This is a genomic window from Acinetobacter sp. YH12151, from assembly GCF_013418355.1.
GTDB classification, from domain to species: domain Bacteria; phylum Pseudomonadota; class Gammaproteobacteria; order Pseudomonadales; family Moraxellaceae; genus Acinetobacter; species Acinetobacter pseudolwoffii.
This window is the reverse complement of record NZ_VPCG01000007.1, coordinates 70,711-95,743: the sequence shown is the minus strand read 5'-3', so window position 1 is coordinate 95,743 and position 25,033 is coordinate 70,711. Positions and strand designations below refer to the sequence as shown.

26 protein-coding genes are annotated in these 25,033 nt (G+C 45.8%); 21 read left to right on the top strand and 5 right to left on the bottom strand.

The window, feature by feature from the left end; all coding sequences use genetic code 11:
- The first annotated feature begins 118 nt into the window (after positions 1 to 118).
- The 5 genes from tsaB (at position 119) to fghA (ending at position 4,825) form a co-directional block, all read left to right on the top strand.
- Positions 119 to 784, top strand: coding sequence for a tRNA (adenosine(37)-N6)-threonylcarbamoyltransferase complex dimerization subunit type 1 TsaB (gene tsaB, locus FTU82_RS04360; protein ID WP_074384091.1), 666 nt, complete (start codon positions 119 to 121; stop codon positions 782 to 784).
- A gap of 16 nt (positions 785 to 800) precedes the next feature.
- Positions 801 to 1,625, top strand: a complete 825-nt coding sequence (locus tag FTU82_RS04355; protein ID WP_005095875.1) for an undecaprenyl-diphosphate phosphatase — start codon at positions 801 to 803, stop codon at positions 1,623 to 1,625.
- Positions 1,619 to 2,440 carry a class I SAM-dependent methyltransferase gene (locus FTU82_RS04350; RefSeq protein ID WP_074384092.1) on the top strand — a complete coding sequence of 274 codons (822 nt, stop codon included), beginning with the start codon at positions 1,619 to 1,621 and terminating at the stop codon, positions 2,438 to 2,440. Before FTU82_RS04355 ends, FTU82_RS04350 begins: the two co-directional genes overlap by 7 nt.
- Positions 2,441 to 2,561: 121 nt before the next feature.
- A complete protein-coding gene (locus FTU82_RS04345) occupies positions 2,562 to 3,944 on the top strand; it encodes a C13 family peptidase (RefSeq protein WP_180001083.1) in 1,383 nt (460 codons plus the stop codon).
- 44 nt (positions 3,945 to 3,988) lie between these two features.
- A complete protein-coding gene (fghA, locus tag FTU82_RS04340; RefSeq protein WP_180101055.1) occupies positions 3,989 to 4,825 on the top strand; it encodes an S-formylglutathione hydrolase in 837 nt (278 codons plus the stop codon).
- A 62-nt stretch (positions 4,826 to 4,887) separates the two neighbouring features.
- Here the strand turns inward: fghA and FTU82_RS04335 are convergent, their stop codons facing one another.
- On the bottom strand, positions 4,888 to 5,166 hold the full coding sequence (locus tag FTU82_RS04335; RefSeq protein ID WP_005095882.1) for a DUF2218 domain-containing protein: 279 nt from the start codon (positions 5,164 to 5,166) through the stop codon (positions 4,888 to 4,890).
- A 171-nt stretch (positions 5,167 to 5,337) separates the two neighbouring features.
- Here FTU82_RS04335 and rpe point away from each other — a divergent pair, with 171 nt between their 5' ends.
- The 4 genes from rpe (at position 5,338) to FTU82_RS04315 (ending at position 8,224) form a co-directional block, all read left to right on the top strand.
- Positions 5,338 to 6,024, top strand: a complete 687-nt coding sequence (gene rpe / locus FTU82_RS04330; RefSeq protein ID WP_180101054.1) for a ribulose-phosphate 3-epimerase — start codon at positions 5,338 to 5,340, stop codon at positions 6,022 to 6,024.
- 629 nt (positions 6,025 to 6,653) lie between these two features.
- Positions 6,654 to 6,971 carry a quaternary ammonium compound efflux SMR transporter SugE gene (gene sugE / locus FTU82_RS04325; RefSeq protein WP_005095886.1) on the top strand — a complete coding sequence of 106 codons (318 nt, stop codon included), beginning with the start codon at positions 6,654 to 6,656 and terminating at the stop codon, positions 6,969 to 6,971.
- Positions 6,972 to 7,045: 74 nt separating this feature from the next.
- Entirely contained in the window at positions 7,046 to 7,528 is a 483-nt protein-coding gene (locus FTU82_RS04320; RefSeq protein WP_005095887.1) for a methylated-DNA--[protein]-cysteine S-methyltransferase, read from the top strand.
- A 33-nt stretch (positions 7,529 to 7,561) separates the two neighbouring features.
- Entirely contained in the window at positions 7,562 to 8,224 is a 663-nt protein-coding gene (locus tag FTU82_RS04315) for a nuclease-related domain-containing protein (RefSeq protein WP_180001092.1), read from the top strand.
- A 52-nt stretch (positions 8,225 to 8,276) separates the two neighbouring features.
- Here the strand turns inward: FTU82_RS04315 and FTU82_RS04310 are convergent, their stop codons facing one another.
- From FTU82_RS04310 to paaZ, 3 genes are all read right to left on the bottom strand, one after another.
- On the bottom strand, positions 8,277 to 9,212 hold the full coding sequence (locus FTU82_RS04310; protein WP_180001081.1) for a tRNA-dihydrouridine synthase: 936 nt from the start codon (positions 9,210 to 9,212) through the stop codon (positions 8,277 to 8,279).
- 187 nt (positions 9,213 to 9,399) lie between these two features.
- The gene (locus tag FTU82_RS04305; RefSeq protein ID WP_180101053.1) at positions 9,400 to 10,839 is read right to left on the bottom strand and encodes an MFS transporter; all 1,440 of its coding nucleotides are present in this window, start codon (positions 10,837 to 10,839) and stop codon (positions 9,400 to 9,402) included.
- 194 nt (positions 10,840 to 11,033) lie between these two features.
- Positions 11,034 to 13,145, bottom strand: coding sequence for a phenylacetic acid degradation bifunctional protein PaaZ (paaZ, locus tag FTU82_RS04300; protein WP_180101052.1), 2,112 nt, complete (start codon positions 13,143 to 13,145; stop codon positions 11,034 to 11,036).
- Positions 13,146 to 13,407: 262 nt separating this feature from the next.
- Between paaZ and paaA the strand changes: the two genes are divergently transcribed.
- From paaA to FTU82_RS04240, 12 genes are all read left to right on the top strand, one after another.
- Positions 13,408 to 14,352, top strand: coding sequence for a 1,2-phenylacetyl-CoA epoxidase subunit PaaA (paaA, locus tag FTU82_RS04295; RefSeq protein WP_100328957.1), 945 nt, complete (start codon positions 13,408 to 13,410; stop codon positions 14,350 to 14,352).
- 31 nt (positions 14,353 to 14,383) lie between these two features.
- Positions 14,384 to 14,674 (top strand): 1,2-phenylacetyl-CoA epoxidase subunit PaaB, encoded by a 291-nt coding sequence (gene paaB, locus FTU82_RS04290; protein ID WP_004279183.1) that lies wholly within the window; start codon positions 14,384 to 14,386, stop codon positions 14,672 to 14,674.
- A 17-nt stretch (positions 14,675 to 14,691) separates the two neighbouring features.
- Complete coding sequence (paaC, locus tag FTU82_RS04285; RefSeq protein ID WP_180101051.1) at positions 14,692 to 15,447, top strand: 1,2-phenylacetyl-CoA epoxidase subunit PaaC; 756 nt, start codon at positions 14,692 to 14,694, stop codon at positions 15,445 to 15,447.
- Between the two features lie 28 nt (positions 15,448 to 15,475).
- On the top strand, positions 15,476 to 15,976 hold the full coding sequence (paaD, locus tag FTU82_RS04280) for a 1,2-phenylacetyl-CoA epoxidase subunit PaaD (RefSeq protein ID WP_004646058.1): 501 nt from the start codon (positions 15,476 to 15,478) through the stop codon (positions 15,974 to 15,976).
- A 75-nt stretch (positions 15,977 to 16,051) separates the two neighbouring features.
- Positions 16,052 to 17,110: a 2Fe-2S iron-sulfur cluster-binding protein gene (locus tag FTU82_RS04275; protein ID WP_180101050.1), complete on the top strand. Its 1,059-nt coding sequence runs from the start codon at positions 16,052 to 16,054 to the stop codon at positions 17,108 to 17,110.
- A gap of 40 nt (positions 17,111 to 17,150) precedes the next feature.
- A complete protein-coding gene (locus tag FTU82_RS04270) occupies positions 17,151 to 17,921 on the top strand; it encodes an enoyl-CoA hydratase-related protein (protein WP_180101049.1) in 771 nt (256 codons plus the stop codon).
- On the top strand, positions 17,921 to 18,712 hold the full coding sequence (gene paaG, locus FTU82_RS04265) for a 2-(1,2-epoxy-1,2-dihydrophenyl)acetyl-CoA isomerase PaaG (RefSeq protein WP_005247159.1): 792 nt from the start codon (positions 17,921 to 17,923) through the stop codon (positions 18,710 to 18,712). Before FTU82_RS04270 ends, paaG begins: the two co-directional genes overlap by 1 nt.
- A 3-nt stretch (positions 18,713 to 18,715) precedes the next feature.
- Positions 18,716 to 20,269: a 3-hydroxyacyl-CoA dehydrogenase gene (locus tag FTU82_RS04260; RefSeq protein WP_180101048.1), complete on the top strand. Its 1,554-nt coding sequence runs from the start codon at positions 18,716 to 18,718 to the stop codon at positions 20,267 to 20,269.
- Positions 20,270 to 20,280: 11 nt separating this feature from the next.
- Entirely contained in the window at positions 20,281 to 21,492 is a 1,212-nt protein-coding gene (gene pcaF, locus FTU82_RS04255) for a 3-oxoadipyl-CoA thiolase (RefSeq protein ID WP_100534719.1), read from the top strand.
- 60 nt (positions 21,493 to 21,552) lie between these two features.
- Entirely contained in the window at positions 21,553 to 22,845 is a 1,293-nt protein-coding gene (gene paaK, locus FTU82_RS04250) for a phenylacetate--CoA ligase PaaK (RefSeq protein WP_180101047.1), read from the top strand.
- A gap of 63 nt (positions 22,846 to 22,908) precedes the next feature.
- Positions 22,909 to 23,847, top strand: coding sequence for a PaaX family transcriptional regulator C-terminal domain-containing protein (locus FTU82_RS04245; protein WP_180101046.1), 939 nt, complete (start codon positions 22,909 to 22,911; stop codon positions 23,845 to 23,847).
- A gap of 31 nt (positions 23,848 to 23,878) precedes the next feature.
- Positions 23,879 to 24,478, top strand: a complete 600-nt coding sequence (locus tag FTU82_RS04240; RefSeq protein WP_180076402.1) for a DapH/DapD/GlmU-related protein — start codon at positions 23,879 to 23,881, stop codon at positions 24,476 to 24,478.
- A 55-nt stretch (positions 24,479 to 24,533) separates the two neighbouring features.
- Here the strand turns inward: FTU82_RS04240 and FTU82_RS04235 are convergent, their stop codons facing one another.
- A complete protein-coding gene (locus FTU82_RS04235) occupies positions 24,534 to 25,010 on the bottom strand; it encodes a hypothetical protein (protein ID WP_005095921.1) in 477 nt (158 codons plus the stop codon).
- Positions 25,011 to 25,033: the final 23 nt, after the last annotated feature.

Genomic DNA, 25,033 nt, shown 5'->3' with positions numbered 1-25,033 from the left:
CATGATAAGCCTAGAATTTTCTAGGCATTTTTGTATCTGTTTCGGGAAAATCTCGCGTAGCGGATATGAGTGGAGTATTATATCCGCGTTTTTTATATTCTCTGAATTAAGGTTGTGCATGAAAGTGCTGGCATTGGAGACTGCCAATGAGCAGTGTTCCGTCTCTGTGATCGATGATACTCAAGAACTATTTTTTCAGCTTGATGCGCGCGCCAAGGCACAAACGCAAACGATTCTCCCAATGATTGAACAAGGTCTGCAAGATCTTGGGCTGGCGATTGGTGATTTAACCGCGATTGCTTTTAGTCGTGGTCCGGGTTCTTTTAGCGGCGTGCGGATTAATGCCGCAGTCACGCAGGCGCTGGCCTGGTCAAATGATGTGCCGGTGATTCCGGTGTCGACTTTACAGGCCTTGGCGCAGGCAGCTTACCGTGTACATGGTCTGACTGAAGTTTCTGCCGTGTTAGATGCACGCATGAGCGAAGTTTATATCGCGAGCTATCAACTGGATGCAGAGGGGATCATGCAGCCGGTCGATGAAGAACAATTATTAAGTTATGCCGAAGGCAGTCAAGCTGTTCGGTTTACGCCGGTGGGCTCTGGTGCTGAGCTGGTACAAACTGAAGCTTCAATGTATAAAAATGTGCATGCGACCGCACAGGATATTGCCAGCATCGCACGTGCAGCAGCACACACAGAAAACTGGGTCAGTGCAGAATTGGCGCTGCCGGTGTATTTACGTGATAACGCGTGGAAAAAAATTCCTGAACAAGGCAAAGCATAATTAATTAGGATAAAGCATGGATCTTTTACTGCTACTCAAAGCGGCAATCATGGGTATTATCGAAGGTATTACCGAATTTTTGCCGATTTCCAGTACTGGCCATTTAATTTTGGCATCAGAATTAATGAATTTCTGGACCAAGGAAAAGAGTGATGTATTCGTCATTGCCATTCAAATGGGTGCCATTGCAGCGGTAATTTATGAATATTGGGCCCGTCTTTGGGGAGCAGCAACCGGAATTGTCAGCGGTGAGCCACAGGGTCGTCGCTTAGGGATCGGCCTGATTTTGGCCTCGATTCCAATTATATTGATTGGACTGACCTTGGGGCAAACGGTCAAACAGTTTCTGTTTAATGATATTGCCATTGCCATTGGTTTGATTGTGGGTGGCCTGATCATTATCTGGATTGAAAAACATCCGCCTCAAGTTCGTGCACATGAAGTTGAAGATCTCAGTATTAAAGATGCCATCTGGATTGGTCTGATTCAGGTCTTGTCCTTGATTCCGGGAACCTCTCGTTCAGGTGCGACCATTATCGGTGCGATGTTTTTAGGTGTATCACGTAAGGCCGCGACTGAATTTTCATTCTTTCTGGGTATTCCGGTCATTATTGGTGCCGGCCTGCTGGATCTTTATCAAAGTTATGATGTGCTAAATACTACTGAAGACTGGGCCGTGATCGGGGTCGGGCTTCTGGTTTCTTTTATTTCGGCACTGTTACTCATCCGCGCGCTGGTGGCTTATGTCGCTAAACGCGACTTTATGATCTTTGCCTGGTATCGTATTGCTTCGGGTCTGCTGATTTTATTATTTGCCTATACAGGTTGGAAATTATGGTAAGCGCGATTCGCTTATATGCCGAATCTGACGATCAACAGAAAGCACAGCACTTCGGGGCTGTGCTTTCTTCTCGTGGGGTGCAGGTCGAAATTGAAACGGTTGAAAAACTCAATGCACGTTTCTTTCGTCTGAATCCTGAACTGGCCTTATGTGTGGATGAGAATGGACTTTGGCTTTGTGCCCATGGCATGAAAATGCAACCGGACTGGCAAGCCGAGACCGGACGTTTAAAACGTGCATCTTTAAAATCTGAAATGATTGCACGTGCCTGTCATTTAGCCGAGAAACCGAGCTTGATCGATGCCACCGCGGGTCTGGGACATGACAGTTTATTGATGGCGCATTTAGGTGCCCAAGTCACGCTGGTCGAACGACATCCCATATTATTTACTTTACTTGAAGATACCCATACCCGTGCACAATCTGATGTATTTCTGAGTCAAGTCGTATCACGGATTCAACTGGTCTTTTCTGATTCAGCCGATTATCTGAAGCAGCAAGCCGAGCAGCATCGAACTGTAGATGTGGTCTATCTGGATCCGATGTTCCCGCAGCGGGATCAGAACCAGCAGGCGGTTAAGAAACAGGCGCAAGTCAAAAAACAGATGCAGCTCTTGCACATGCTTTTGCCTGAAGATGGCGAAATGGATCTGGGAGATAACCTGTTGGAATTGGCGCAAAAAATTGCCAAACGTGTGGTGGTCAAACGTCCACGTCTGGCGGTGTTTTTGGCAGAAAAAGAACCTCATCATCAATGGCAGGGTGATGCCTGCCGTTTTGATGCATATTTTCAGCATGAACTTGTGGCTGAATAAGATAATTGTTTCAATATTAAGCAAGGATTTGTTGTATATTTAACAATTGGCATTGATAAAACCGTTATCAAGCATAAACTTATTCAGCACCTTAGCGAGCCACTGATCTCCTTGAAATTCTATGATCGACTTTAAACCCTCCATTAATTTTTGGCACGATTTTAAGAGCAACCAAATTGCCGGGATGTGGTTATTTCTGGGATCTCGGCGTTCATTGCAACTGGTTCGTCCATCGATCATGCAATTGGTGTTCTGGGGGATTCTGGGTGGTTGTGCCAACAGCCTATTTAGCTGGCTCAGTTCAGGCCGTATAGGAGATTTTAACTCTCAAGGTCTGATTAGTTATGCACTTTGGCCTTTTATTGCGCTGATTGTGGGTATCTTTCTGTCGCAACGGATCAATAACCTGCGTTTGATGCTGGTGCCGGCATTGTTATGGCTGGTTTTAGATACTCATATCATGCTGTTCCAGTGCCTGATTCAATATCTGGGCGATCTGGACTATCTGCCTTATATCCTCTATGACTATATTCCGACCCTGTTTGTCATGTTATTTGTCTGGCAAAGTCTGGCTGTGGTCTGGGTAATTTCACGTGAATTAAAATGGCCGTGGTGGGAACGTGCGCTGATTATGCTGGCGACCTTGTTTACGCTGGTGGTCTGGCAAATTTCAGTCAAAGATCAACCGATCTGGAAAGTCGAAGAAATTCCACCGAGCTTTGCCGAAGATGCATTTTATGCGCAGCCAATTTTGCTGAATAAAGCCCTGGAAAATATCGAATACGGTGAATTTGCCCAATCGCACTGGTATTTTATGGGCGTGGCTGGCGCAAGTTATCAGGATGTATTTCATTCTGAAATCGAGCGGATTAAAGAGCAGTTTGATACCCGTTTTGGCACTTATGGCCGTTCTATTGCTTTGGTCAATCATCCGGCGACACGTACCACCCTGCCGATTGCCTCCAAAACCAGTATAGAACTGGCATTGCGCCGTATGGGCCAGCAGATGAACCGTGAAAGTGATGTGTTATTTTTATATATGACCTCTCATGGTCTGCCAAATGTGTTTGAAATGGAAAATGCGCCGCTGGATTTGGCCCAGGTCGATCCAAAATGGTTACGTGAAACACTGGATGCAGCAGGCATTCGCTGGCGTGTGATTGTGATCTCGGCCTGTTTTTCCGGCAGCTTTGCTTCGGCCCTGCAGAATGACAATACCCTGGTGGTTACGGCTTCGGCAGCTGACCGTCAGTCTTTTGGCTGCTCCAATGAAGCGGATTATACCTATTTTGGCCGTGCATTCTTTGATGAAGCGATGCGTGAAAATAGCAGTCTGCAAGCCGCGTTCGAACAGGCCAGAGATACCGTAGCAAAATGGGAATCAGCGCAAGGCTTCGAGCCTTCAGAACCGCAATGGGTGATTGGCAAGAATATGCAATTGATGTTGCCACAGCTGGAACAACGTTTATTTCCGCAAACCAGTACAATGACACAATCACCTTAGATCAATGTCATCAGCAGATATGCTGCAATCATAAGGAATATGCCATGGAACTCGTACAGAACAATAGGAGCTTTGAAGGTGAACAGCGGATTTATCGCTTTGATTCGAAAGCACTGAAAACATCGACCAAATTTGGCATTTATCTGCCGCCTCAAGCCCTAGAAGGTCATAGCTGTCCGGCATTGTTTTATCTGGCAGGCTTGACCTGTACCGAGGAAACCTTTGCGATTAAGGCACATGCGCAGCGTCTGGCAGCACAATTGGGCCTGATTTTAATCACACCGGATACATCGCCACGCGGTGAAGCTGTGGCAGAAGGCGATCACTGGGATATCGGTCAGGGAGCAGGTTTTTATATCAATGCCACCGAAGCGCCGTGGGCTGAACATTATCAGATGGAAAGCTTCATCGTCGATGAACTCTATGCACTGGTCACAGAAGAGTTTGTGATTCAGCCGGGCAAGATCGGCATATTCGGTCACAGTATGGGCGGACATGGTGCATTGACTCTGGCTTTTAAATATCCAGAAAAATTTAGTTCAGTTTCGGCTTTTGCACCGATCTGTGCACCAAGCCAATGTCCTTGGGGAGACAAAGCTTTCTCGAATTATCTGGGTGAAAACCGTGAAGAATGGCTCAAGCATGATGCGACTGCACTGGTTAAAGAGAAAGGGGCTTTATTCGCTGACATCCTGATTGATCAGGGTTTTTCAGACAAGTTCTATAGCCAGCTGAATCCGGCGCTGTTCCAGCAGGCCTGTGATGCCGTGAACCAGCCGCTGACCTTGCGTGAACATCAGGGTTATGATCATGGCTATTACTTTATTCAAAGTTTTATGGATGACCATCTACAGTTTCATGCGGTACAGCTTCAGCCTTAAATTTAACATTATTCATATAAAAAAGCCCTACTAGATATAAGATCATCAGGGCTTTTTATCGCTTATCTTTGCCAGTCTGCTGTTAAATCTTCCTGTCCCATGCGAATGAGATGATCCAGAACCACATTTTCCAGTTTATCGAAATCGGTAGATTCATCGCTACTTTGGATGGTCACCAGCAAGTGCTCAGTCTGAGGAATTAACATCAGCTCTGCACTCGGAAAATGAATCAGGAACTGCTGGTCTGTTTCTTCGATGGTAAACTTATGCTTCCAGTGATTGGCCAGGCGTTTGGCAAGGCGCTGCGCCTGTTGAGTCTGGATCTGGGCGGTACTTTGCATTCTTACTCCTCTAAACTTTTTATCCTTGTCAGGACTTTAAACCAAATTGAAAGGCATTCATAAGCCTTAAAGCGTTACACAGCGTTTTATTCTTGCAACATCAAGGTCACAGTAGCCGGACTGGATTTGTTATAATGAGAAAAATCCAATTTTAGCTAGCCAGGTTCTCCCATGTCCAAGCCATATTTAATTGCACCTTCAATTTTATCTGCCGATTTCGCCCGATTAGGTGAAGAAGTCGAGAACGTCTTGGCAGCAGGGGCAGATGTTGTTCATTTTGATGTGATGGATAATCATTATGTACCGAATCTGACTTTTGGTGCAGGCGTTTGTAAGGCATTGAAAAACTATGGGATCAAAGCCCCGATTGATGTGCATTTGATGGTGAAACCGGTAGATCGTATGATCGGGGATTTCCTTGAAGCAGGTGCCGATATCATTACCTTCCACCCGGAAGCATCTGACCATATTGACCGTTCTTTACAGTTGATCAAATCGGGTGGTGCCAAAGCCGGTTTAGTCTTTAACCCGGCCACACCGCTGCATTATCTGGATTATGTATTAGATAAAGTAGATCAAATTCTGTTGATGAGTGTAAACCCGGGTTTTGGTGGACAGAAATTCATTCCGATGACTTTGGATAAACTGCATCAGGCCCGTAAACTGATCAATGCTTCAGGGCGTGATATTCAGCTGGAAGTCGATGGCGGTGTTACCCCAAGCAATATTCGTGCAATTGCCGAAGCGGGGGCGGATATGTTTGTCGCTGGATCTGCTATTTTTGGCAAGCCGGATTATAAAGCTGTAATTGATGAAATGCGTGCAGAATTAGCCAAAGTCGGTCAGGTTCAACTCTAATCGCTAAAAAGTAGTATGCACATAAATATGTGGATAACTTTATGGATAAGTTTGTAGATATCCATGTGGGTAACCATATGGATATGTTGTGTAAAATGTAATCATTTGTAGCCAGATTGATTATGCCTTAGACGAAATTTGTATAAAAAGAGCTCAAATCTGGTTCTTTTTATACCTTACAACCCCTCTTGTTTAGGGGGCGTTTATTCATCACAGGTTCATAATCATGTTAAATAAAAAGTGATCAATAGGTCTTAAAATTGTATTTCATTGTGTAATCTCTTTGCTCGTTATTTAAATTTAATGGATGTGTATAACTTGATATGCTGCACTTATTTTTGTGAAATTGTTGTTGCTGAATTTGCCTGATCATAGGGGGTATTTCTGAATGATCATTTTGAATATCTACCATAATAACAGCAGCGACAAATGTCTTGAAGATTTGAGTAAGATCAGGTTAGGTTGCATCTCTAAGAGTCATGTTTTGTAAAAATAATCAGGTGTGCGTAATCTGGTTTTATAAAATTTTTTATAGGTAGGAGGAACGACCTCCCTTGTCTATTTCATGCTGAAATGCACAGGAAAAATCGTCAGGACGGCCTGATTCTTAGATAAAAGAGGAGGGCTGCATGGCCTGGATTGCACTTATATTCGCAGGTGTTTTTGAAATCGTTTGGGCATATTCCATGAAATTGTCCGAAGGATTTACCCGATTAACGCCAAGTATCATCACCATTTTCTTTATGATTCTCAGCTTTGCCTTACTGGCCTATGCCATGCGTACTTTGCCATTAGGCACAGCTTACGTGATCTGGACCGGAATCGGGGCTGTGGGTTCATTTCTGATCGGGATTTTAGTTCTGGGTGAGCCGACATCGGCCATGCGTATGCTGGCTGCAGTATTGATTATTTCCGGTCTGGTGCTGATGAAAGTATCTTCTTCATAATTTGTTTCAGCCTGTCTCGGTGAACTGAGTTAAAATAGAAAATAAACTCCGCTGATCCGGGACAGGGTGTAAGCATGAACTTAAGTTATCTCTATATGGATTCTCCAGTCGGTCAGTTACGACTGGTCGCGAATGACACCGCACTGGTAGCTGTGCTTTGGGATTGTGAACAGCCGAATCGGGTGAAACTGGCGACCTTGGTGGAAGATCCGCAGCATCCGGTATTGATTGAAACCAGACGCCAGCTTCAGGAGTATTTTGCTGGTCAGCGCAATGTTTTTGACTTGCCTTTGGACTTTGCCGGAACCGATTTTCAGAAAAAAGTCTGGCAGGCTCTGCTGAATATTCCTTATGGCCAGACCCGAAGCTATCGCGATATTGCCGAGCAGGTGGGTAATGTTAAAGCAGTGCGTGCCGTGGGTGCAGCCAACGGGAAAAACCCGATTTCGATTATTGCACCCTGTCATCGGGTGATTGGCAGCAGTGGTAAGCTGGTGGGCTTCGCCGGTGGTTTGGATAAAAAAGAAATTCTGTTAAATATTGAGCGAACGCATTAAGATCGAAGTCTTAAAATAAATGAAAATTAGAATATTGAACATTCCACATTACAGATATTAAGTTCGCTCTGGTCCAGTGTATGGTGGATTTTTCTGCTGTTCTTTGGCGTGATTGTTTTTAAATTATTTAAGCCATTTTTAAAAGGGAAATTAGGAGAATTTGCGGTTGCTGCCCATGTCAAACTGTATTTAAAAGACCCTGAATACATTCTGCTGAATGATTTGACCCTTCCAGATGGAGCAGGTGCCACCACACAAATCGATCATCTGCTATTAAGTCCTTATGGCATCTTTGTGATTGAAACCAAAAACTATAAGGGCTGGATTTTTGCAAGCGCGCGTCAGAAACAATGGACTCAGAAAATTTATAAAAACAGTTATACATTTCAAAATCCGATTCATCAAAACTATAAACACATCAAAGTTCTGGAACAATTACTGACTGATATTGTGGAGCCAGATCTTTTGCATTCCGTGATTGTATTTATGCCGGATGCGGTATTTAAAACACCAATGCCGAATGAGGTATTTCGCGGTGCAGGCTGGACCGATTATGTGAAAAGTTTTGATCAACAGATGATTTCTGAAACAAAATTAAAACGGATACAACTGCCTTTAGAAAAAGAGCTTTTAGAAAAATCCTGGAAAACCAATCGGGAACATGTAGAAAGCTTAAAACAGCATAAGCAGCCTTAAAATGATTTATAGAATCAAAAAAAGCCTTTGAATCATTCAAAGGCTTTTGCATTTACATAGTTGAAGCTTTCAGTTTTTCGGTAATCTCGGCCAGAACTTTAATCCGCTTTACTTCATTCCATAAGGCTTTGGCTTCAGGATAATGTTTCGACATCATGCCCAGCCATTGCTTGTAACGACCGACCATGCCAATTTCAGTTTTGGCGGAACCATTGATAAAGCGAATTTGCAGTTCCAGCAGTTCATTCCAGTTCATCAAAGGTGCATCTGAATTTTGGCGGATACATTGGGTCAGGTCGGGTGTGGTCACTGCACCACGGCCAATCATCAGGTCTTCGCAGCCAGATTCCAGACGACACTGTTTGGCATCGGTATTGTTCCAGATTTCACCATTGGCAATCACATTAATTTTCAATGCTTCACGGATCGGTTGTAACTGGTCCCAAAAAGCAGGTGGGGTATAGCCATCGGCTTTGGTGCGCGCATGAACGGTGACCCAAGACGCTCCCGCATCTTCAATAGCATGGGCATTGTCCAGCATAAAGTTGCGATCCATATAACCCAAACGCATTTTCGCAGACACCGGAATATGCGCCGGTACTGCATCTCGCACGGCTTTGACTAACTCATGTACCACTTCGGGTTCATCCAGTAAAACGGAACCGCCGCGATGACGGTTCACGGTTTTCGCAGGACAACCAAAATTCAGGTCAATCGCCGGTGCGCCCATTGCGGCAACTTTGGCTGCATTTGCTGCCAGCATTTCCGGATTATTTCCCAGAAACTGCACATGTACCGGCGTACCCGCCGCCGTCTTGCCATCATTTAACAGTTCCGGGCAGTAACTGTGATAAACATGATCGGGCAGGATAGAGTCGGTGACACGGATAAACTCGGTCACGCACCAGTCAAAGCTACCTACGGATGTCAGCACATCACGCATAATCGGATCGGTTAAGCCTTCCATGGGAGCAAGCACAAGTTTCAACGGTGCACACCTGTAAATTTAAAACGGTGTTATACGTTTTTTTAGCCAGCCTGTCTAGGTTGGAGGGAGAATTGAAATTTGAGAACTTGAAAATTGAGCTTGTGGAATGGATATAAAAAAGGCCTTTAATGTGGATTAAAGGCCTTTCACAGTGAAGCTTAAGATGGCTGATTCATATCCAGCTATTTTAGTCAGCCAGTTTTTCGACTTTCATACTCTCACGATAATACTGACAGCCCTTATACAACAAGAAGAAGCCAATCACTCCGGCAATGGCATTGACGATCGAAATAGAATTACCAACCATCATCGTGTTCTGAAAATATTTATCCGTGATCAACGCCACTGCGGTGGTTCCGATGCCTAAGGCAATCAGGTTTGAAACCAGTAGGAACTTGGCAGAGACCTGGGCTCGTAACTGGTTTGGTGTCAGCATTTGCGTAGCAGCAGCGGATGCAGGAATCGGGAAAGTAGAGAAGAACATCGCCACAAAAATCAGCGCAAATGAAAGCTGCATATTATCGACTTGAGTAAACAGCACACTCGGAATAATCAGCGCCGCACAGCCAATGGCACCGGTACGAATTGCAGCATCGCTATAGCCACGCTTTGAAAAGAAGTCGATCAGCCAGCCACAGAACAGGGCACCAGAGGTATTTGCCACTAAAATAATCGTCCCAAGGATATAACCGGTTTGACTCGCATCCAGACCGAAATTACGCATGTAATAGGCAGGTGCCCAGCCCAGCAGCGAATACAGCATCATGGTGTAAAAAGAAAAGCCGATAAAATGACAGAAAAAGGTCTTTTTATGTGTCTTGATAAAACCGATCGAATTTTTGAAAGAGGCTTTAATGACCTGACCATCCTGACCGACTTTCATGCCCTTACGTGCAGGCTCACGCACCGTCAAAACCATCAGCAGGGCCAGCAATACGCCTGGTAGACCCACAATCATAAAGGTAAGTTGCCAGGTTTTTACTTCACCAATGAGCGGTAAAGCCACGAAGCTGACATCTTTTAGCAGGCCAATCACATAGCCGCCAATCAGGAAAGCTAAACCCGAACCAATAAAGGCACCAATCGCATATACCCCGAGTGCACGGCCTAATTTATCTTTGGGAAATAAATCGGCAACGATTGAATAAAAGGCAGGGGAAAGCGCAGCTTCACCGGCACCCACACTCAAACGTGCAATAAACATTTGAATAAAGTTTTTACTGAGACCACAGGCCGCTGTAGCGAGGCTCCAGAATGCAATCCCGGTCGCAATAATTTTAATCCGGGACTTTTGATCCGCCAGCGCGGCAATGGGCAGACCCATAATGGCATAAAACAAGGAGAAGGCTAGACCCTGTAACAGGCTGAACTGGGTATCGCTTAGCATTAAATCGGCTTTAATCGGTTCAATCATTAAGGATAAAATTTGACGGTCTACAAATGACAGAATGTAAGCCACCATACAAATGACCACCACATACCATTGATAGGTGCTGCTTTCCGGTGGTGGTTCAATCTGTTCAGACAGCGGCACGGCCGTTTCTGTCGGTGTAGGCTCAAAACTTTGATTGGGCGGTTGAATCGTCCTTTCAACCATGTCTATGTCTAGCGATTTATCATTCATCATGCAACATCCTGTGCTGATCGTTTGAGATATTTATTTGATACTTTTAATTTATATATTATTTTTATTTTGTATCGTGTTTGATCAATCTAAAGTTTAATTGGATTGACGTCAATCTGTTTTTTAAGAATAGATACAAATAATATTTGAATCAAAAAAAAAGGAATCATAATGATTCCTTTTTTGAGTTTAAATGTTTAGCCGCGCTCAACCAGGGTCAAAATATCATAGGTTGCGACCAGTTCATTGCGCTGATTTTTGACTTTAATATCCCAGACCACCACACCATGTGGTTTCTGTGCCGGATCGCGCAGTGCTTTTGGAGTTTTCTGCTTACAGGTCAGTTCTACCTGAATGGTATCGCCAATTTTCACCGGCTCTACAAAGCGCAAGTTGTCCATGCCATAGTTGGCAATGACCGGGCCTGGAGCAGCCTCGACGAATAAACCGGCCGCGGCAGATACCACAAAGTAACCATGGGCCACGCGCTCACCAAACAGTGATTCTGCCGCAGCAATTTTGTCCATATGCGCATAAAAGTGATCACCGCTCAGGCAGCCGAAATTCACCAGATCGGCTTCGGTCACGCTACGTCGTGCAGTCAGTAAACGCTCACCGATACGCAATTCATCAAATGATTTTTTGAATGGATGCACACGGTCTTCAAAGACCTGAGCACCAGCCGTCCAGCTATGACCGACTTGGGTCATGGCATTCGGGGAACCTTGAATTGCAGTCCGTTGCATATAATGTTTCACTGCACGTAAGCCACCGAGCTCCTCACCGCCACCGGCACGTCCCGGTCCGCCATGCACCAGCAAAGGTAGTGGCGAGCCATGTCCGGTACTTTCTTTGGCACTTTCAGCATCCAGAATATGGACACGGCCATGCCATGGCGCAATTTTGCTGAGCAGTTGTTCAATATTTTCATCGGTATTGCGTACGATGGATGCTACCAGACTACCTTCGCCACGTGCCACCAAGTCAGCCAGCTGAGCCAGGTCAGTATATGGCATTAAAGTGACTACAGGTCCAAAGGCTTCAATTTTATGAATATTTTTTGCCTGAGCCGGTGCTTTGCAGACCAAGACTGTTGGTGGATAACATGCAGACTTCTCAGTATTTTGTACTTGAATCTTAAAGTCCTGACGCAAGTGACTACCGAGCACAATTTCTGCATCTTGACTCAGCTGTTCAACTTTTGCCGCGACATCATGTTTCTGTTTGACGCTGGCCAAAGCACCCATTGTCACGCCTTCCTGAGCCGGATCACCGACAACCACTTTTTTCAGTTTTTCAATCAGACGGTCTTGTACTGTATCCAGCAGCTCGGCTGGAACAAAGGCACGACGAATGGCGGTGCATTTTTGTCCGGCTTTAGTGGTCATTTCACGGAAAACTTCACGAACAAATAAATCAATCGTTTCATCATTGGCTTGCGCCGTCAAAATCGCACTATTGACCGAATCTGCTTCCATAGTGAATGGAATCGAGTAGGCATTTAAGTGTGGATGCGAACGCAGTTTTTGCCCGGTTGATGCAGAACCGGTAAAGGTGACCGTATCCTGAGGATTTAAATAATCAAACAAATCATAAACCTGTCCGCAAATGAGCTGCAATGAACCTTCTGGCAAGAAACCGCTTTCATGAATGGCTTTGACCACGGCATGGGTCAGCTCGGCACCTTCGGTCGCCGGTTTGACAATACAGGGTACGCCTGCCAGTAGCGTAGGAGCGATTTTCTCCAGCATGCCCCAGATTGGAAAGTTAAAGGCATTGATATGCACGGCAACACCGGCTTTCGGCGTCAGAATATGTTTCGCGCCAAAGCTACCTTGCTTAGAAAGAGGAATCCAGGCATCTTCGACCCATGCTGTTTCATCACTCAGTTCACGACGCACCAAACTCGAATAGGCATATAAGGTGCCAATCCCGCCTTCAATATCAATCCAGGCATCTTTACGGGTACAGCCGGTTGCCTTGGCAAGTTCATAAAAGTCTTCTTTGCGCTCCATCAAATACTGTGCCACTTGCTTCAGTGCATTGGCACGTTGATGGAAGGTCCATGTGGCGATAGTCGCGCCTTTTTGTTTGGCATACTTGACTACAGCTTGGGTATCGATGCCCTGACTGCCGACCTGATAAACCGCTTCACCGCTAATGGCATGATAAACCGTACGTAAATCGGCTTGCGCTGTGTATTCCTGGCCGTACACCAGTGAAGCTAAGCTTTTGATGGCAATAGGATTATGAGTTGATTCAGTATCTTGATAATCCATTGTGCTTGAGTTGCTGTCTAACTCTAACATGGTAAAAACTCCATTTATGATACGTTTTGAGATGTATTTTAATTTTGATGTTTCATAATTTGTCGTTAAAAAGCAAAAAAGTCAATCATAAATCTGTGTTTAAAAATAGTTAACAATAAAATTAAAAGTAATTAATCATATAAAACAATTATTTATTTAAAATAAGCCATAAAAATTAAATGATACAAATAAATATATATTGATTTTAATTACGTATCGTTTTAATTTGAATGTATCAACACTTGGGATAAGTGAGGGAACAATGAATAATCAACAACAAATCTTTGATCAAAAGATTGAAAAGGATATTTCCATAGAGCCGAAGGACTGGATGCCAGATGCTTATCGTAAGACTTTGATTCGTCAGATCGGTCAGCACGCGCACTCTGAAGTGGTGGGCATGTTGCCGGAAGGCAACTGGATTACCCGTGCACCGACCTTGAAACGTAAAGCCGTGCTGATGGCGAAAGTCCAGGATGAAGCCGGTCATGCTTTGTATCTGTACAGTGCTGCAGAAACCCTGGGTGCGGATCGTGACGACATGATGGATAAACTGATTGCCGGTCGCATGAAATATTCTTCAATTTTTAACTATCCAACCCTGAGCTGGGCCGATGTTGCAGCGATTGGCTGGCTGGTGGATGGTGCGGCTATTGTCAATCAGGTTGCGCTGTGCCGTACGTCTTACGGTCCTTATGCCCGTGCCATGGTGCGCGTTTGTAAGGAAGAGAGTTTTCATCAGCGTCAGGGCTTTGAAGCCATGATGGAATTGGCCAATGGTACGCCGGAACAAAAGCAGATGGCACAGGATGCGGTGAACCGTTTCTGGTGGCCGGCACTGATGATGTTTGGTCCAAGTGATGATAATTCACCGAATAGTGCACAAAGCATGCAGTGGAAAATTAAATTATTCAGCAACGATGATTTACGTCAGAAATTTGTCGATAACACTGTATCGCAAGTCTTGCAGCTGGGTTTAACCGTTCCCGATCCAGACCTTAAATTCAATGAAGCAACCGGACATTATGAATTTGGTGAAATCAATTGGGATGAGTTCTTTGCGATTCTTGCAGGCAAGGGACCGTGTAACCATGAGCGTATTGAAGCACGCCGCAAAGCTTGGGAAGGCGGTAAGTGGGTACGTGATTCAGCAGCAGTCTATGCGCAAAAACAGCAGCAACAGTCAGCAGCACAAAAAGTTGCTTAAAACAGTTTGATCAATATAGGGAAATTTGCTCATGAATAACAAAAACAACTGGTCACTTTATGAAGTGTTTGTGCGTAGTAAACAGGGTCTGAGTCACCGTCATGTTGGCAGCCTGCGTGCGCCAGATGAGGAGGTCGCACTACAAAATGCCCGCGATGTGTATACCCGCCGCAATGAAGGGATCAGTATCTGGGTGGTGAAATCTGAATTGATTACCTCTTCCCAGCCAGATGAAAAAGCAGAATTTTTTGAACCGGCTTTGGACAAGGTCTATCGCCATCCAACCTTTTATAACATTCCAGCTGGCATCGAGCACATGTAAAGGGAAAGGTGAAGATTATGACAAATCAAGTATTGGCAGAATTTCTTTTACATGTGGGCGACAGTCAACTGGTGTTGTCGCATCGTTTGGCAGAATGGTGTGGCCATGCCCCTGAACTGGAACTGGATATTGCCTTGGCCAATATCGGACTGGATTTATTGGGTCAGGCACGTACTGCCCTCAGTCTGGCCGGTGAAGTGGAAGGACAGGGCCGTGATGAAGACAAACTGGCATATTTCCGCACCGAACGTGAATACCGTAATTTGCTGCTGTGCGAACAGCCAAATGGTGACTTTGCCCAGACCTTGGTACGCCAGTGGTTGATGGATCACTATCATGCTTTATTGTTTAGCGCCTTAAGTCAAAGTCAGCATCCGGAGTTGGCTGCCTTTGCAGTGAAGTCGCTGAAAGAAGTGAAATATCACCAGCGTTTTTCAACCACCTGGATGGAGCGCCTAAGTTTAGGTACAGCAGAAGCCCACGAGAAAACCCAGCAAGGTTTAAACCAGTTATGGCGTTTTACCGAAGAGCTTTTTGTCCTGACGGCAGCTGAAAAACAACTAGTCGATACCGGTGTAATTCCGAATATTGAAAACTTAAAAGTCCAGTGGCTGGAAACAATTACAGCCGAGTTAACTCGATTTGAACTCACCCTACCAGAGCTGGGTGCTTATCGGAGTGGGGCTAAACAGGGTTTACATACAGAGCATCTCGGTTTTGTTTTGGCCGAACTGCAATATATGCAGCGCTCATATCCAAACATGAACTGGTAATTCGGCACAATCACAGGGAGTGAGTCGCATGAATCTGATTCGACACGTAGAAGATCAATGTTGGGACGTTTTGCAGCAGGTTTCTGATCCAGAGATTCCAGTATTATCGGTGATTGATCTGGGCATGATTCGTGGCGTCGAGCTGAATCAGCAGGATGAAATTGTGGTGCGACTCACGCCGACCTATAGCGGCTGTCCGGCCACGGATTTATTAAAAGCAGAAATTACCCAGGCTTTCGAGGCGAACGGTTTGACGCCAGTCAAAGTGATTGTCGATCTGTCTGAAGCTTGGACCACGGACTGGATGAGTGAATCGGGCAAACACAAATTACAGCAGTATGGTATTGCCCCGCCGCAAGGCCAGTCACATAGCTGCGGCACGCATGTCGCTTTAACAGATGGCATTACCTGTCCACAGTGCTTAAGTCATAACAGCAAATTATTAAGTGAATTTGGTTCGACCGCCTGTAAAGCTTTATATCAATGTCGGGACTGCTTAGAAACTTTTGACTATTTCAAATGTATTTAATTGTAACGATTGCGCGGTGGGCAGGGTAAACCAATAACAAGCCTGAACACCGCCACCTAAAAGAAGGATTTTGCCATGAGCCAATTTATACCATTAACCATTAAATCGATTCAGCCACAAACCGAGCAGGCGATCTGCATTGCCTTTGATCTCGCACCTGAGCAGTTGGATGCTTTCCAATATCAGCCGGGTCAGCACCTCACCATTCGTCATTTAACCGATGACGGCGAGCTGCGCCGTTGCTATTCGATTTGTAGTGATACTCAGGAAGACATGAGTATTGCGATTAAAAAAATTGATCAGGGTCAGTTTTCAACCTGGGCCAATGCGCATCTCAAAGCGGGCGATGTACTGGAAGTCATGCCACCGCAAGGGGTGTTCTTTCAGAAAGCAGCCAAGGCCGGTGGCCAGAATTATCTAGGGTTTGCAGCAGGCAGTGGCATTACGCCAATTTTATCGATTGTAAAGTCGGTGCTAAACCGTCAAGCGGACGCAACATTCACCCTGGTGTATGGCAACCGTTCCTGGAAACAGACCATGTTCTCTGAACAGATCATGGACCTGAAAGACCGTTTTAAGGAACGTCTGCAACTGGTGAATATTTTTTCACGTGAACTGAATGATAGTGACATCTTTAACGGTCGTATCAATGCGGACAAATTGCAGCAGCTGTTTCAGGCCAATCTGATTTCAGCAGACACCGATCACTGTTTTGCCTGTGGTCCGGAAGAAATGATGGCAGCGGTCGAAAAGGTATTACCGACTTGGGGCATTCAGCGCAGCAAGATTCATACTGAACGCTTCAATACGGGTACTGCACCGAAAGCAACCGCCCAGCAGATGGAAAGCCGCAGTGAAGAACGTGTCAATATTATCCTCGATGGTCGCGAGCTGATTGTTGAAGTCTCCAAACAGGATGACAGTATTTTAGATGCTGCGCTACGTGCCGGAGCCGATCTGCCTTATGCCTGTAAGGGCGGTGTTTGTGCCACCTGTAAATGTAAGGTGTTAGAGGGCCAGGTTGAAATGGCGGTGAATTACAGTCTGGAAGAAGATGAAATCCAGAAAGGCTATGTGCTCAGTTGTCAGGCACGTCCAACCACAGCCAATGTCCGACTCAGTTTTGATGAATAACAGCTGAATTTACAGCACTGAGCACAGCAGGAGTTCAAGGATGACTTACATTAAAACCAGCTCACCAAAACCCGGCGTAGTCCTGATTGAGCTGAATCGCCCGGAAAAGCGCAATGCCCTAAATAATGCGACCTTGCAAGGTATTGCAGCCTGTTTGCAGAACCTGGAAACAGATGCTGCTGTGAAAGCCGTGGTCATTACCGGAAATACGCAATGCTTTGCTGCCGGTGCTGATTTAAATGAATTGGCGCAGTTAGATGTGGTCAGCATCCAGCAGGATCAGCGGCCACTGCTGTGGAAAAAAATTGATGAATTTTCCAAACCTTTAATCATGGCGGTGAATGGTTATGCTCTTGGTGCAGGTTTCGAGTTGGCCTTGCATGGTGACATGGTGCTGACTGGAGAAAATGCCCAGTTTGCCTTGCCTGAAATCAGTTTGGGCATGTTGCCGGGTGCCGGTGGAACACAGCGTCTGGCCCGTTTGGTCGGTCAGCAATTAACAATGCGCTGGGCCATGACCGGCGAAATGATTTCGGCACAGACCGCATTGCAACATGGCATTAGCAGTCAGGTTTGTCCGGCAGGACTGACCGTGCAATACGCACTGGAACTGGCAGAAAAAATTGCCAAGCAGGCACCGCTGGCTATTCGTGCCATCAAGCAATCTTTAAAGTCGATCTATGAAGTGACTTTAAGTCAGGGATTGAAGCTCGAGCGTCAACATTTTGTCTGGCTGGCGGCGACCCAAGATCGCCAGGAAGGCATCAATGCATTTTTAGAAAAAAGAAAACCAGAATTTAGAGGTGTGTAATGGATTATCAAACAATTATTGTCGAAGAAAAAAATGCAGTGGGCTACCTGACCTTTAACCGTCCAAAACAGCTCAACAGCTTTAATGAAACCATGCATCAGGAAGTTTCGAAGGTCATCAAGGCTTGGGCCAAAGACAGCCAGATTCGTGCCGTGGTGATTTCAGCTGAAGGCCGTGGTTTCTGTGCCGGTCAGGATCTGAATGACCGTGTGGTCGATCCGAATGCCGATGCACCGGACTTAGGCCTGTCGATTGAAAAATACTACAACCCTTTGATTAAGCTAATTACTGAAATGCCAAAACCGGTGATTTGTGCGGTGAATGGCGTGGCAGCAGGGGCAGGTGCCAATATTGCCCTAGCTTGTGACATTGTGGTGGCAGCAAAATCGGCTTCCTTTATTCAGGCTTTTTGCCGTCTTGGCTTGGTGCCAGATTCAGGCGGTACCTGGTTCCTACCGCGTCTGGTCGGCCGTGCTCAGGCGATGGGCCTAGCGATGCTCGGCGATAAAATTCCGGCTGAGCGTGCAGTACAACTGGGCATGATCTGGCAGGTGGTTGAAGATGAGCAACTGCAAGCAGAAGCGAAAAAATTGGCGGAGCATCTGGCTCAGCAACCGACCTATGGTCTGTCCCTGATCAAAAAAGCCATTCATGCCGCAGCCGACAATAATCTGGATGAGCAGCTCATTCTGGAACGTGACCTGCAACGTTTGGCTGGACGTTCAAGCGATTATAAAGAAGGTGTACAAGCCTTTATGCAGAAGCGTACCCCTGAATATAAAGGATGCTAAATCATGCAACAGATCAATTTAGAGCAAGTCAAAGTTGCTGTGGTCGGTGCTGGAACCATGGGGATTGGCATTGCGCAACTGGCCGCCATGCACGGGCATCCGACCTATGTGTTTGACCTCGATCGCAGCAAAGTTCAGAGTGCCTTGACTGCTTTAAAGGCGCAGCTTGGCAAGCGGGTACAGAATGGCAAAATGACCCAGCAATTGCTGGAGAGTACCTTCGCCAATCTAATCGTGGCAGAGGATATTCAGCAGCTTGCTGATGCGGGCTTGATTATTGAAGCCATTGTCGAGAAGAAAGAAGTGAAACAAAACCTGTTTCAACAACTGGCTGCCATTTGCCCGGAACAGACAATTTTTGCTTCCAATACTTCCTCGATTTCCATTACTGCAATTGCCTCGGCGATTCCGAATCCGGAACGGGTGATTGGGCTGCATTTCTTTAATCCGGCACCAGTCATGAAGCTGGTCGAGATTATCCGCGGACTGAAAACTTCAGCAGTCCTGGCCGATGCAGTATTTGCCCTGATGGCATCTTGGAACAAAGTTCCGGTACGGGCCAAATCGACTCCCGGTTTTATCGTCAATCGTGTTGCACGACCGTATTATGCCGAAGCCTTTCGCGCCTTACAGGAAAATGCCAGCACACCGGAACAGCTCGATTACATCATGCGCGAATGTGGCCATTTTGCCATGGGACCGTGTGAACTCACAGACCTGATTGGACAGGATGTAAATTTCTCGGTCACGCAAAGTGTCTATCAGGAGTTTTTCTATGAGCCACGCTACCGCCCATCCTTGATTCAAAAAGAGCTGGTCGATGCGGGCTGTTATGGCCGCAAGTCCGGTCAGGGTTTTTATGATTACACGCAGTCCAAGCCTGCGCCTGTATATGAATTGCCAGTGTGTTATGCCAAGTCGCTGAATAAGCTCAAAGTCACGGTAAAAGGTGAATGGCTACATTCCTTAGCCCTGATTGAACGTTTAAAACAGGCCTCTCATGTAGAGCTGAGTTTTCAGGCGGCAGAACAGAATGAAATCCTGATTGGTGATCTTTCCCTGCGATTATCGCTCGGCGAGTCGGTTGAACTGGCTTATCAGCATGAGCCTGTGGTGTTGATGGACTGGCATGCAGATTGGGCCAATGCTCAAGCGATTCCGGTAGTTGCATCACCCGCTTGTAGTGAAGAACAGCGCCAGGCAGTGGAGCTATTCCTTATAGGTATGGATATGATACCTATTTGGTCTAAGGATCATCCAGGTCTTTATGTTATACGTAGTATTGCCATGTTGGTGAATGAAGCCTGTGAAGCAGTATTGCATGCTATTGCATCAGAGCAAGATATTGATTCTGCTATGAAATATGGTGTGAATTATCCTTGTGGTCCATTTGAGTGGGCAGACAGAATCGGATATTACACAATTTTACAAATTTTAGAAAATATGTATCGTATTTATGGTGAAGATCGCTATAGAACTAGTATATATTTAGCAAAGAAAGCGGTGCAGGGACATGCACAGGAAACTCAGCAGCACCCATTACGCGTGGCTGGCTAAAAGGAAGAATCATGGAACAGGTTTATATTTTTGATGGAATTCGCACCCCGATCGGACGCTATGCTGGTGGACTGAGCAGCATTCGTGCCGATGATCTGGCAGCGCTACCGATTCAATATTTGAAAGATCAGCATCCTACCTTGCCATGGGCAGAACTGGATGAAGTGATCTTGGGCTGTGCCAATCAGGCCGGTGAAGATAACCGTAACGTGGCGCGTATGGCTGCTTTACTCGCAGGGTTGCCTGAATCTGTTCCAGCACTCACCGTAAACCGTTTATGTGCCTCAGGTCTGGATGCGATTGGACTTGCCGCACGTGCCATCAAATCGGGTGAAGCACAGTTTATTCTGGCCGGTGGTGTAGAATCCATGAGCCGTGCGCCTTTTGTGCAATCCAAACCTACGACTGCCTTTAGCCGGACCCCTGAAATTTATGACACGACGATTGGCTGGCGTTTTATCAACCCAAAATTTAAAGCGCAGTTTGGCGTCGACAGCATGCCGGAAACGGCCGAAAACGTCGCTGAAAAATATCAGATCAGCCGTGCAGACCAGGATCTGTTTGCCTATCACAGCCAGCAGAAAACTGCAGTAGCGCAGCAGAAGGGTATTTTTGCCGAAGAAATTCTGCCGGTAGAGGTCAAAGGTCCGAAGAAAACCACCCTCACTATTTCCCAAGATGAGCACCCGCGTGTAGAGACGACGCTGGACAATCTGGCAGCCTTAAAAACCCCATTTCGTAAAGAAGGCGGTTCAGTCACTGCCGGCAATGCTTCGGGTGTCAATGACGGTGCAGCTTGCGTATTGCTGGGCAATCAGCAGTTTGCCGAGCAGTATGGTTTGAGCCCGAAAGCCAAAGTGATCGGGATGGCCAGCGCCGGTGTTGAAGCTAAATATATGGGTATTGGCCCGGTGCCAGCAGTACATAAAGTGCTGAAACAGACTGGCCTGAGTCTGGAACAGATGGATGTGATTGAGCTGAATGAAGCATTCGCAGCACAGTCGCTGGCCGTGATTCGTGAACTTGGCTTGCAAGACGATGATTCCAGAATCAACCCGAATGGCGGTGCTATCGCTTTGGGTCATCCACTGGGTATGAGTGGTACCCGTCTGGTGATTACCGCTATGCATGAACTGAAACGCCGTCAAGGAAAATATGCACTGTGCACCATGTGTGTCGGTGTCGGTCAAGGTGTTGCACTGGTTTTAGAAAATATGGATTAAACACATCATTCAATCAATGAATTAAACCGTGGTCAGGAAGACTGCGTCAGGAGTAAGAATATGAATAACAATGCAATGGAAAAAATTGAAAAAGTATCGGTTGATGAGTTACGCAGTGTCCAGCTACAGCGGATGAAAAAGACCCTGCAGCATGCCTATCAGAATAGCCCTGTTTATAAAAAGAAATTTGATGATGCGGGTGTGCATCCGGATGATTTTAATTCTCTGGAAGACCTGGCCAAATTCCCGTTTACCACCAAACAGGATTTACGCGATAACTATCCGTTTGGCATGTTCGCTGTACCACAGGAACAGATTGTACGTGTGCACGCCTCTTCTGGCACCACCGGTCAGCCGACCGTGGTCGGTTATACCCAGAATGATATTAATGTCTGGTCAGACGTGGTGGCACGTTCATTACGCGCAGCCGGCTTGAGCAGTAAAGATATCATTCAGGTGTCTTATGGTTATGGCCTGTTTACTGGTGGTCTAGGTGCGCATTATGGCGTTGAGCGTTTGGGTGCAACCGTGATCCCAATGTCTGGCGGACAAACCGATAAACAGGCGCAACTAATCCATGACTTTAAACCGACAGCATTGATGGTTACACCATCTTACTGCCTGAATATTATTGAAGCGCTTGAGAAGAAATTTGGCACAGCCAAAAACTGTTCGATTAAAACCGGTGTATTTGGTGCAGAACCATGGACCAATGAAATGCGTAAGGAAATTGAAGAGCGTCTAGGCATTGATGCGCTGGATATTTATGGTCTGTCTGAAGTGATGGGGCCAGGTGTTGCAATGGAATGTCTCGAATCCAAAGATGGCCCAACCATTTGGGAAGATCATTTTTATCCTGAAATCATTCATCCTGAAACTGGCGAAGTGCTGGCAGACGGTGAGCTAGGTGAACTGGTATTTACCACTATTACCAAAGAAGGCATGCCGGTAATCCGTTACCGTACCCGCGATCTGACCCGTTTATTGCCAGGCACGGCACGTACCATGCGCCGTATGGACAAGATTGTGGGCCGTAGTGATGACATGATGATTATCCGTGGTGTCAATGTCTTCCCATCGCAGATTGAAGAGCAGATTTTACAGATCCAGCAACTGATTCCGAACTACCAAATCCAGATTTGCAAACAGGGACATCTGGATACATTGCATATCCGTACCGAAATGCGTAAAGATAGCAGTGATATTATGGCGCACCAGCTGGCAACTCAGCTAAAAAGCCAGATTAAAACCATGGTTGGTATCAGTGTCAGTGTCGAAGTTTTGCCAGAAGGCAGTCTGCCACGTTCTGAAGGCAAGGCACAGCGCGTTTTCGATATCCGCAAGTCTGCATGAAGTCCTACTGGATGATGACTAAATGGTCTATCATCCAGTTTCTACAAGGTAAAGTTAAGCGTAATGAATCCGAAATTAAAACAAATCATTGATGACTTTATTCAAAATGAAGCACTCAGCGGAACCTCATTAATCATGACCATCTTCGGTGACTGTATTTTTCATCGCGGTGGCATTATCAGTCTGGCCAGCCTGATCCAGCTCATGGATGTCTTCGGCTTTAATGAACGTTCAGTAAGAACTGCTGTATTTCGTCTGGTACAAAATGGCTGGCTGTTCTCGGAGAAAATTGGCCGCACCAGTTATTACCGTGTCACCGAAAGCAGCCGCCAGCGTTTTATTATGGCTGACCAAAAGATTTACAGTTTTAGCCATCAGGAATGGGATCAGAAATGGGATCTGGTGCTGCTCAGTTCAGTGGAACTGGACAATAAACTGATTCTGAAAAAAGAACTGGAATGGCTGGGCTTTGCCAATATCGCCACCAATGTCATGGCCTATCCGGGCTGTGATCATCAGAAACTGCAAAACCTGCTGCTGAATCTGAAAATGACCGATCAGGTGGTGGTGTTCAAAGCTGAAACCTTGCAACTTTGGCAGGAATCCTATCCAACCGTGAAACGCATGGTGGCCACCAATTGGCCGGTGCAGGAACTGCATCAGCGTTATGAAAAATTCATTGCGGATTTCCGGGAATTCTTTCATCTGGTGGAACAGGAAGATGAACTGGATTCGGTTCAGGCTTTTCAGTTGCGAATTTTGCTGATTCATCAATTCCGCCGGATTTTATTAAAAGATCCGAATCTGCCTTTTGAATTATTGCCATCCAACTGGCTTTCCCTGAATGCCCGTAATCTGAGCAGTAATTTATATCAAACCGTGGTTGCGGCAGGTGATGAGTTCTTTATGGAGATCGCCCGAACTTCGGAAGGTTCGATGCCGCCGGTACATCCACAATTTTATAAACGCTTTGGCGGTTTGCGATTGGAAGCCGTCAGCTAATCTAATTCTGCATTTTTAAAGGAATAAAATAATGCCGTGTTATGCTATCGATGGTGTGATTCCTGTGGTCAGCCCTCGTGCTTATGTGCATCCGCAAGCCGTTCTGATCGGGGATGTGGTGATTGAAGAAGGTGTATATATCGGGCCTTTTGCTACTTTAAGAGCCGACTTTGGCGGGATTCATATCCAGAAAAATGCCAATGTTCAGGATTCCTGTACCATTCATGGCTTTCCCGGTAGCGTCACGCTAGTCGAAGAATATGGCCATATCGGACATGGCGCGATTTTACATGGTTGTATCATTCGAAAAAATGTACTGGTCGGCATGAACAGCGTGATTCTGGATGAAGCCGAAATTGGTGAAAATACCATTATCGGTGCTAATAGCACGGTTAAAGCCAAAGCTCAAATTCCGGAAAATTCACTGGTGCTCGGTAGTCCGGCGCGGGTCATTCGTCCTCTGGATGCCAAAGAAATTTCCTGGAAAAGCAAAGGGACGCAGGAATATATTCAGCTGACAGAGCGCTGCTTGTCCTCGATGCAGGAAGTTGAACCGTTGTCTGAAGATTCAGCAGATCGCCTGAACTATCAGGCCTTTGATGCGGAATATCAAATTAAAAAGAATCATTAATTTAGCACTTGGCTGATGATTGTATCAGCCAAGTTTTTTATTTCATTTATAAAAATTATAAACGGCGACATTGACCTTCTTTGTCACCATTGACCCGGTTATTGCCACCGATCGGTTGAATGCGGTTGGATTCGCATTGCAAATTACCGTCAACCACATTGTCATTTACAGTAATTTTTTGGGTATTCTTTTTCAGCTGGATGTCACCCTCTACCTGATTGGCAGTGAGCTGAATCGTCTGACCGCCTTCTAGCTGGATATTGCCGTCAATCCGATTATGTTGTGCCAGAACCGAGCTAAAACGTCCTTTCGATTCCAGATTGCCATCAATCGCAGTATTTGAAATTACTGCTTGAGCACCCTGATACAACATGACATTGCCTTTAATGGTGGCATTATCAATCTGACAGTTTTGGCTGATACTGACATTGTCATCAATCGTGCGATCTTTAATGCTACCGTGACAGTGATAATCTGCGAAACTTGCGCTGGATAAACAAAGTAGTGCTAAACCTGAAAGTAATTTTATCATCATGATCCTTGGTGTATTTTTAA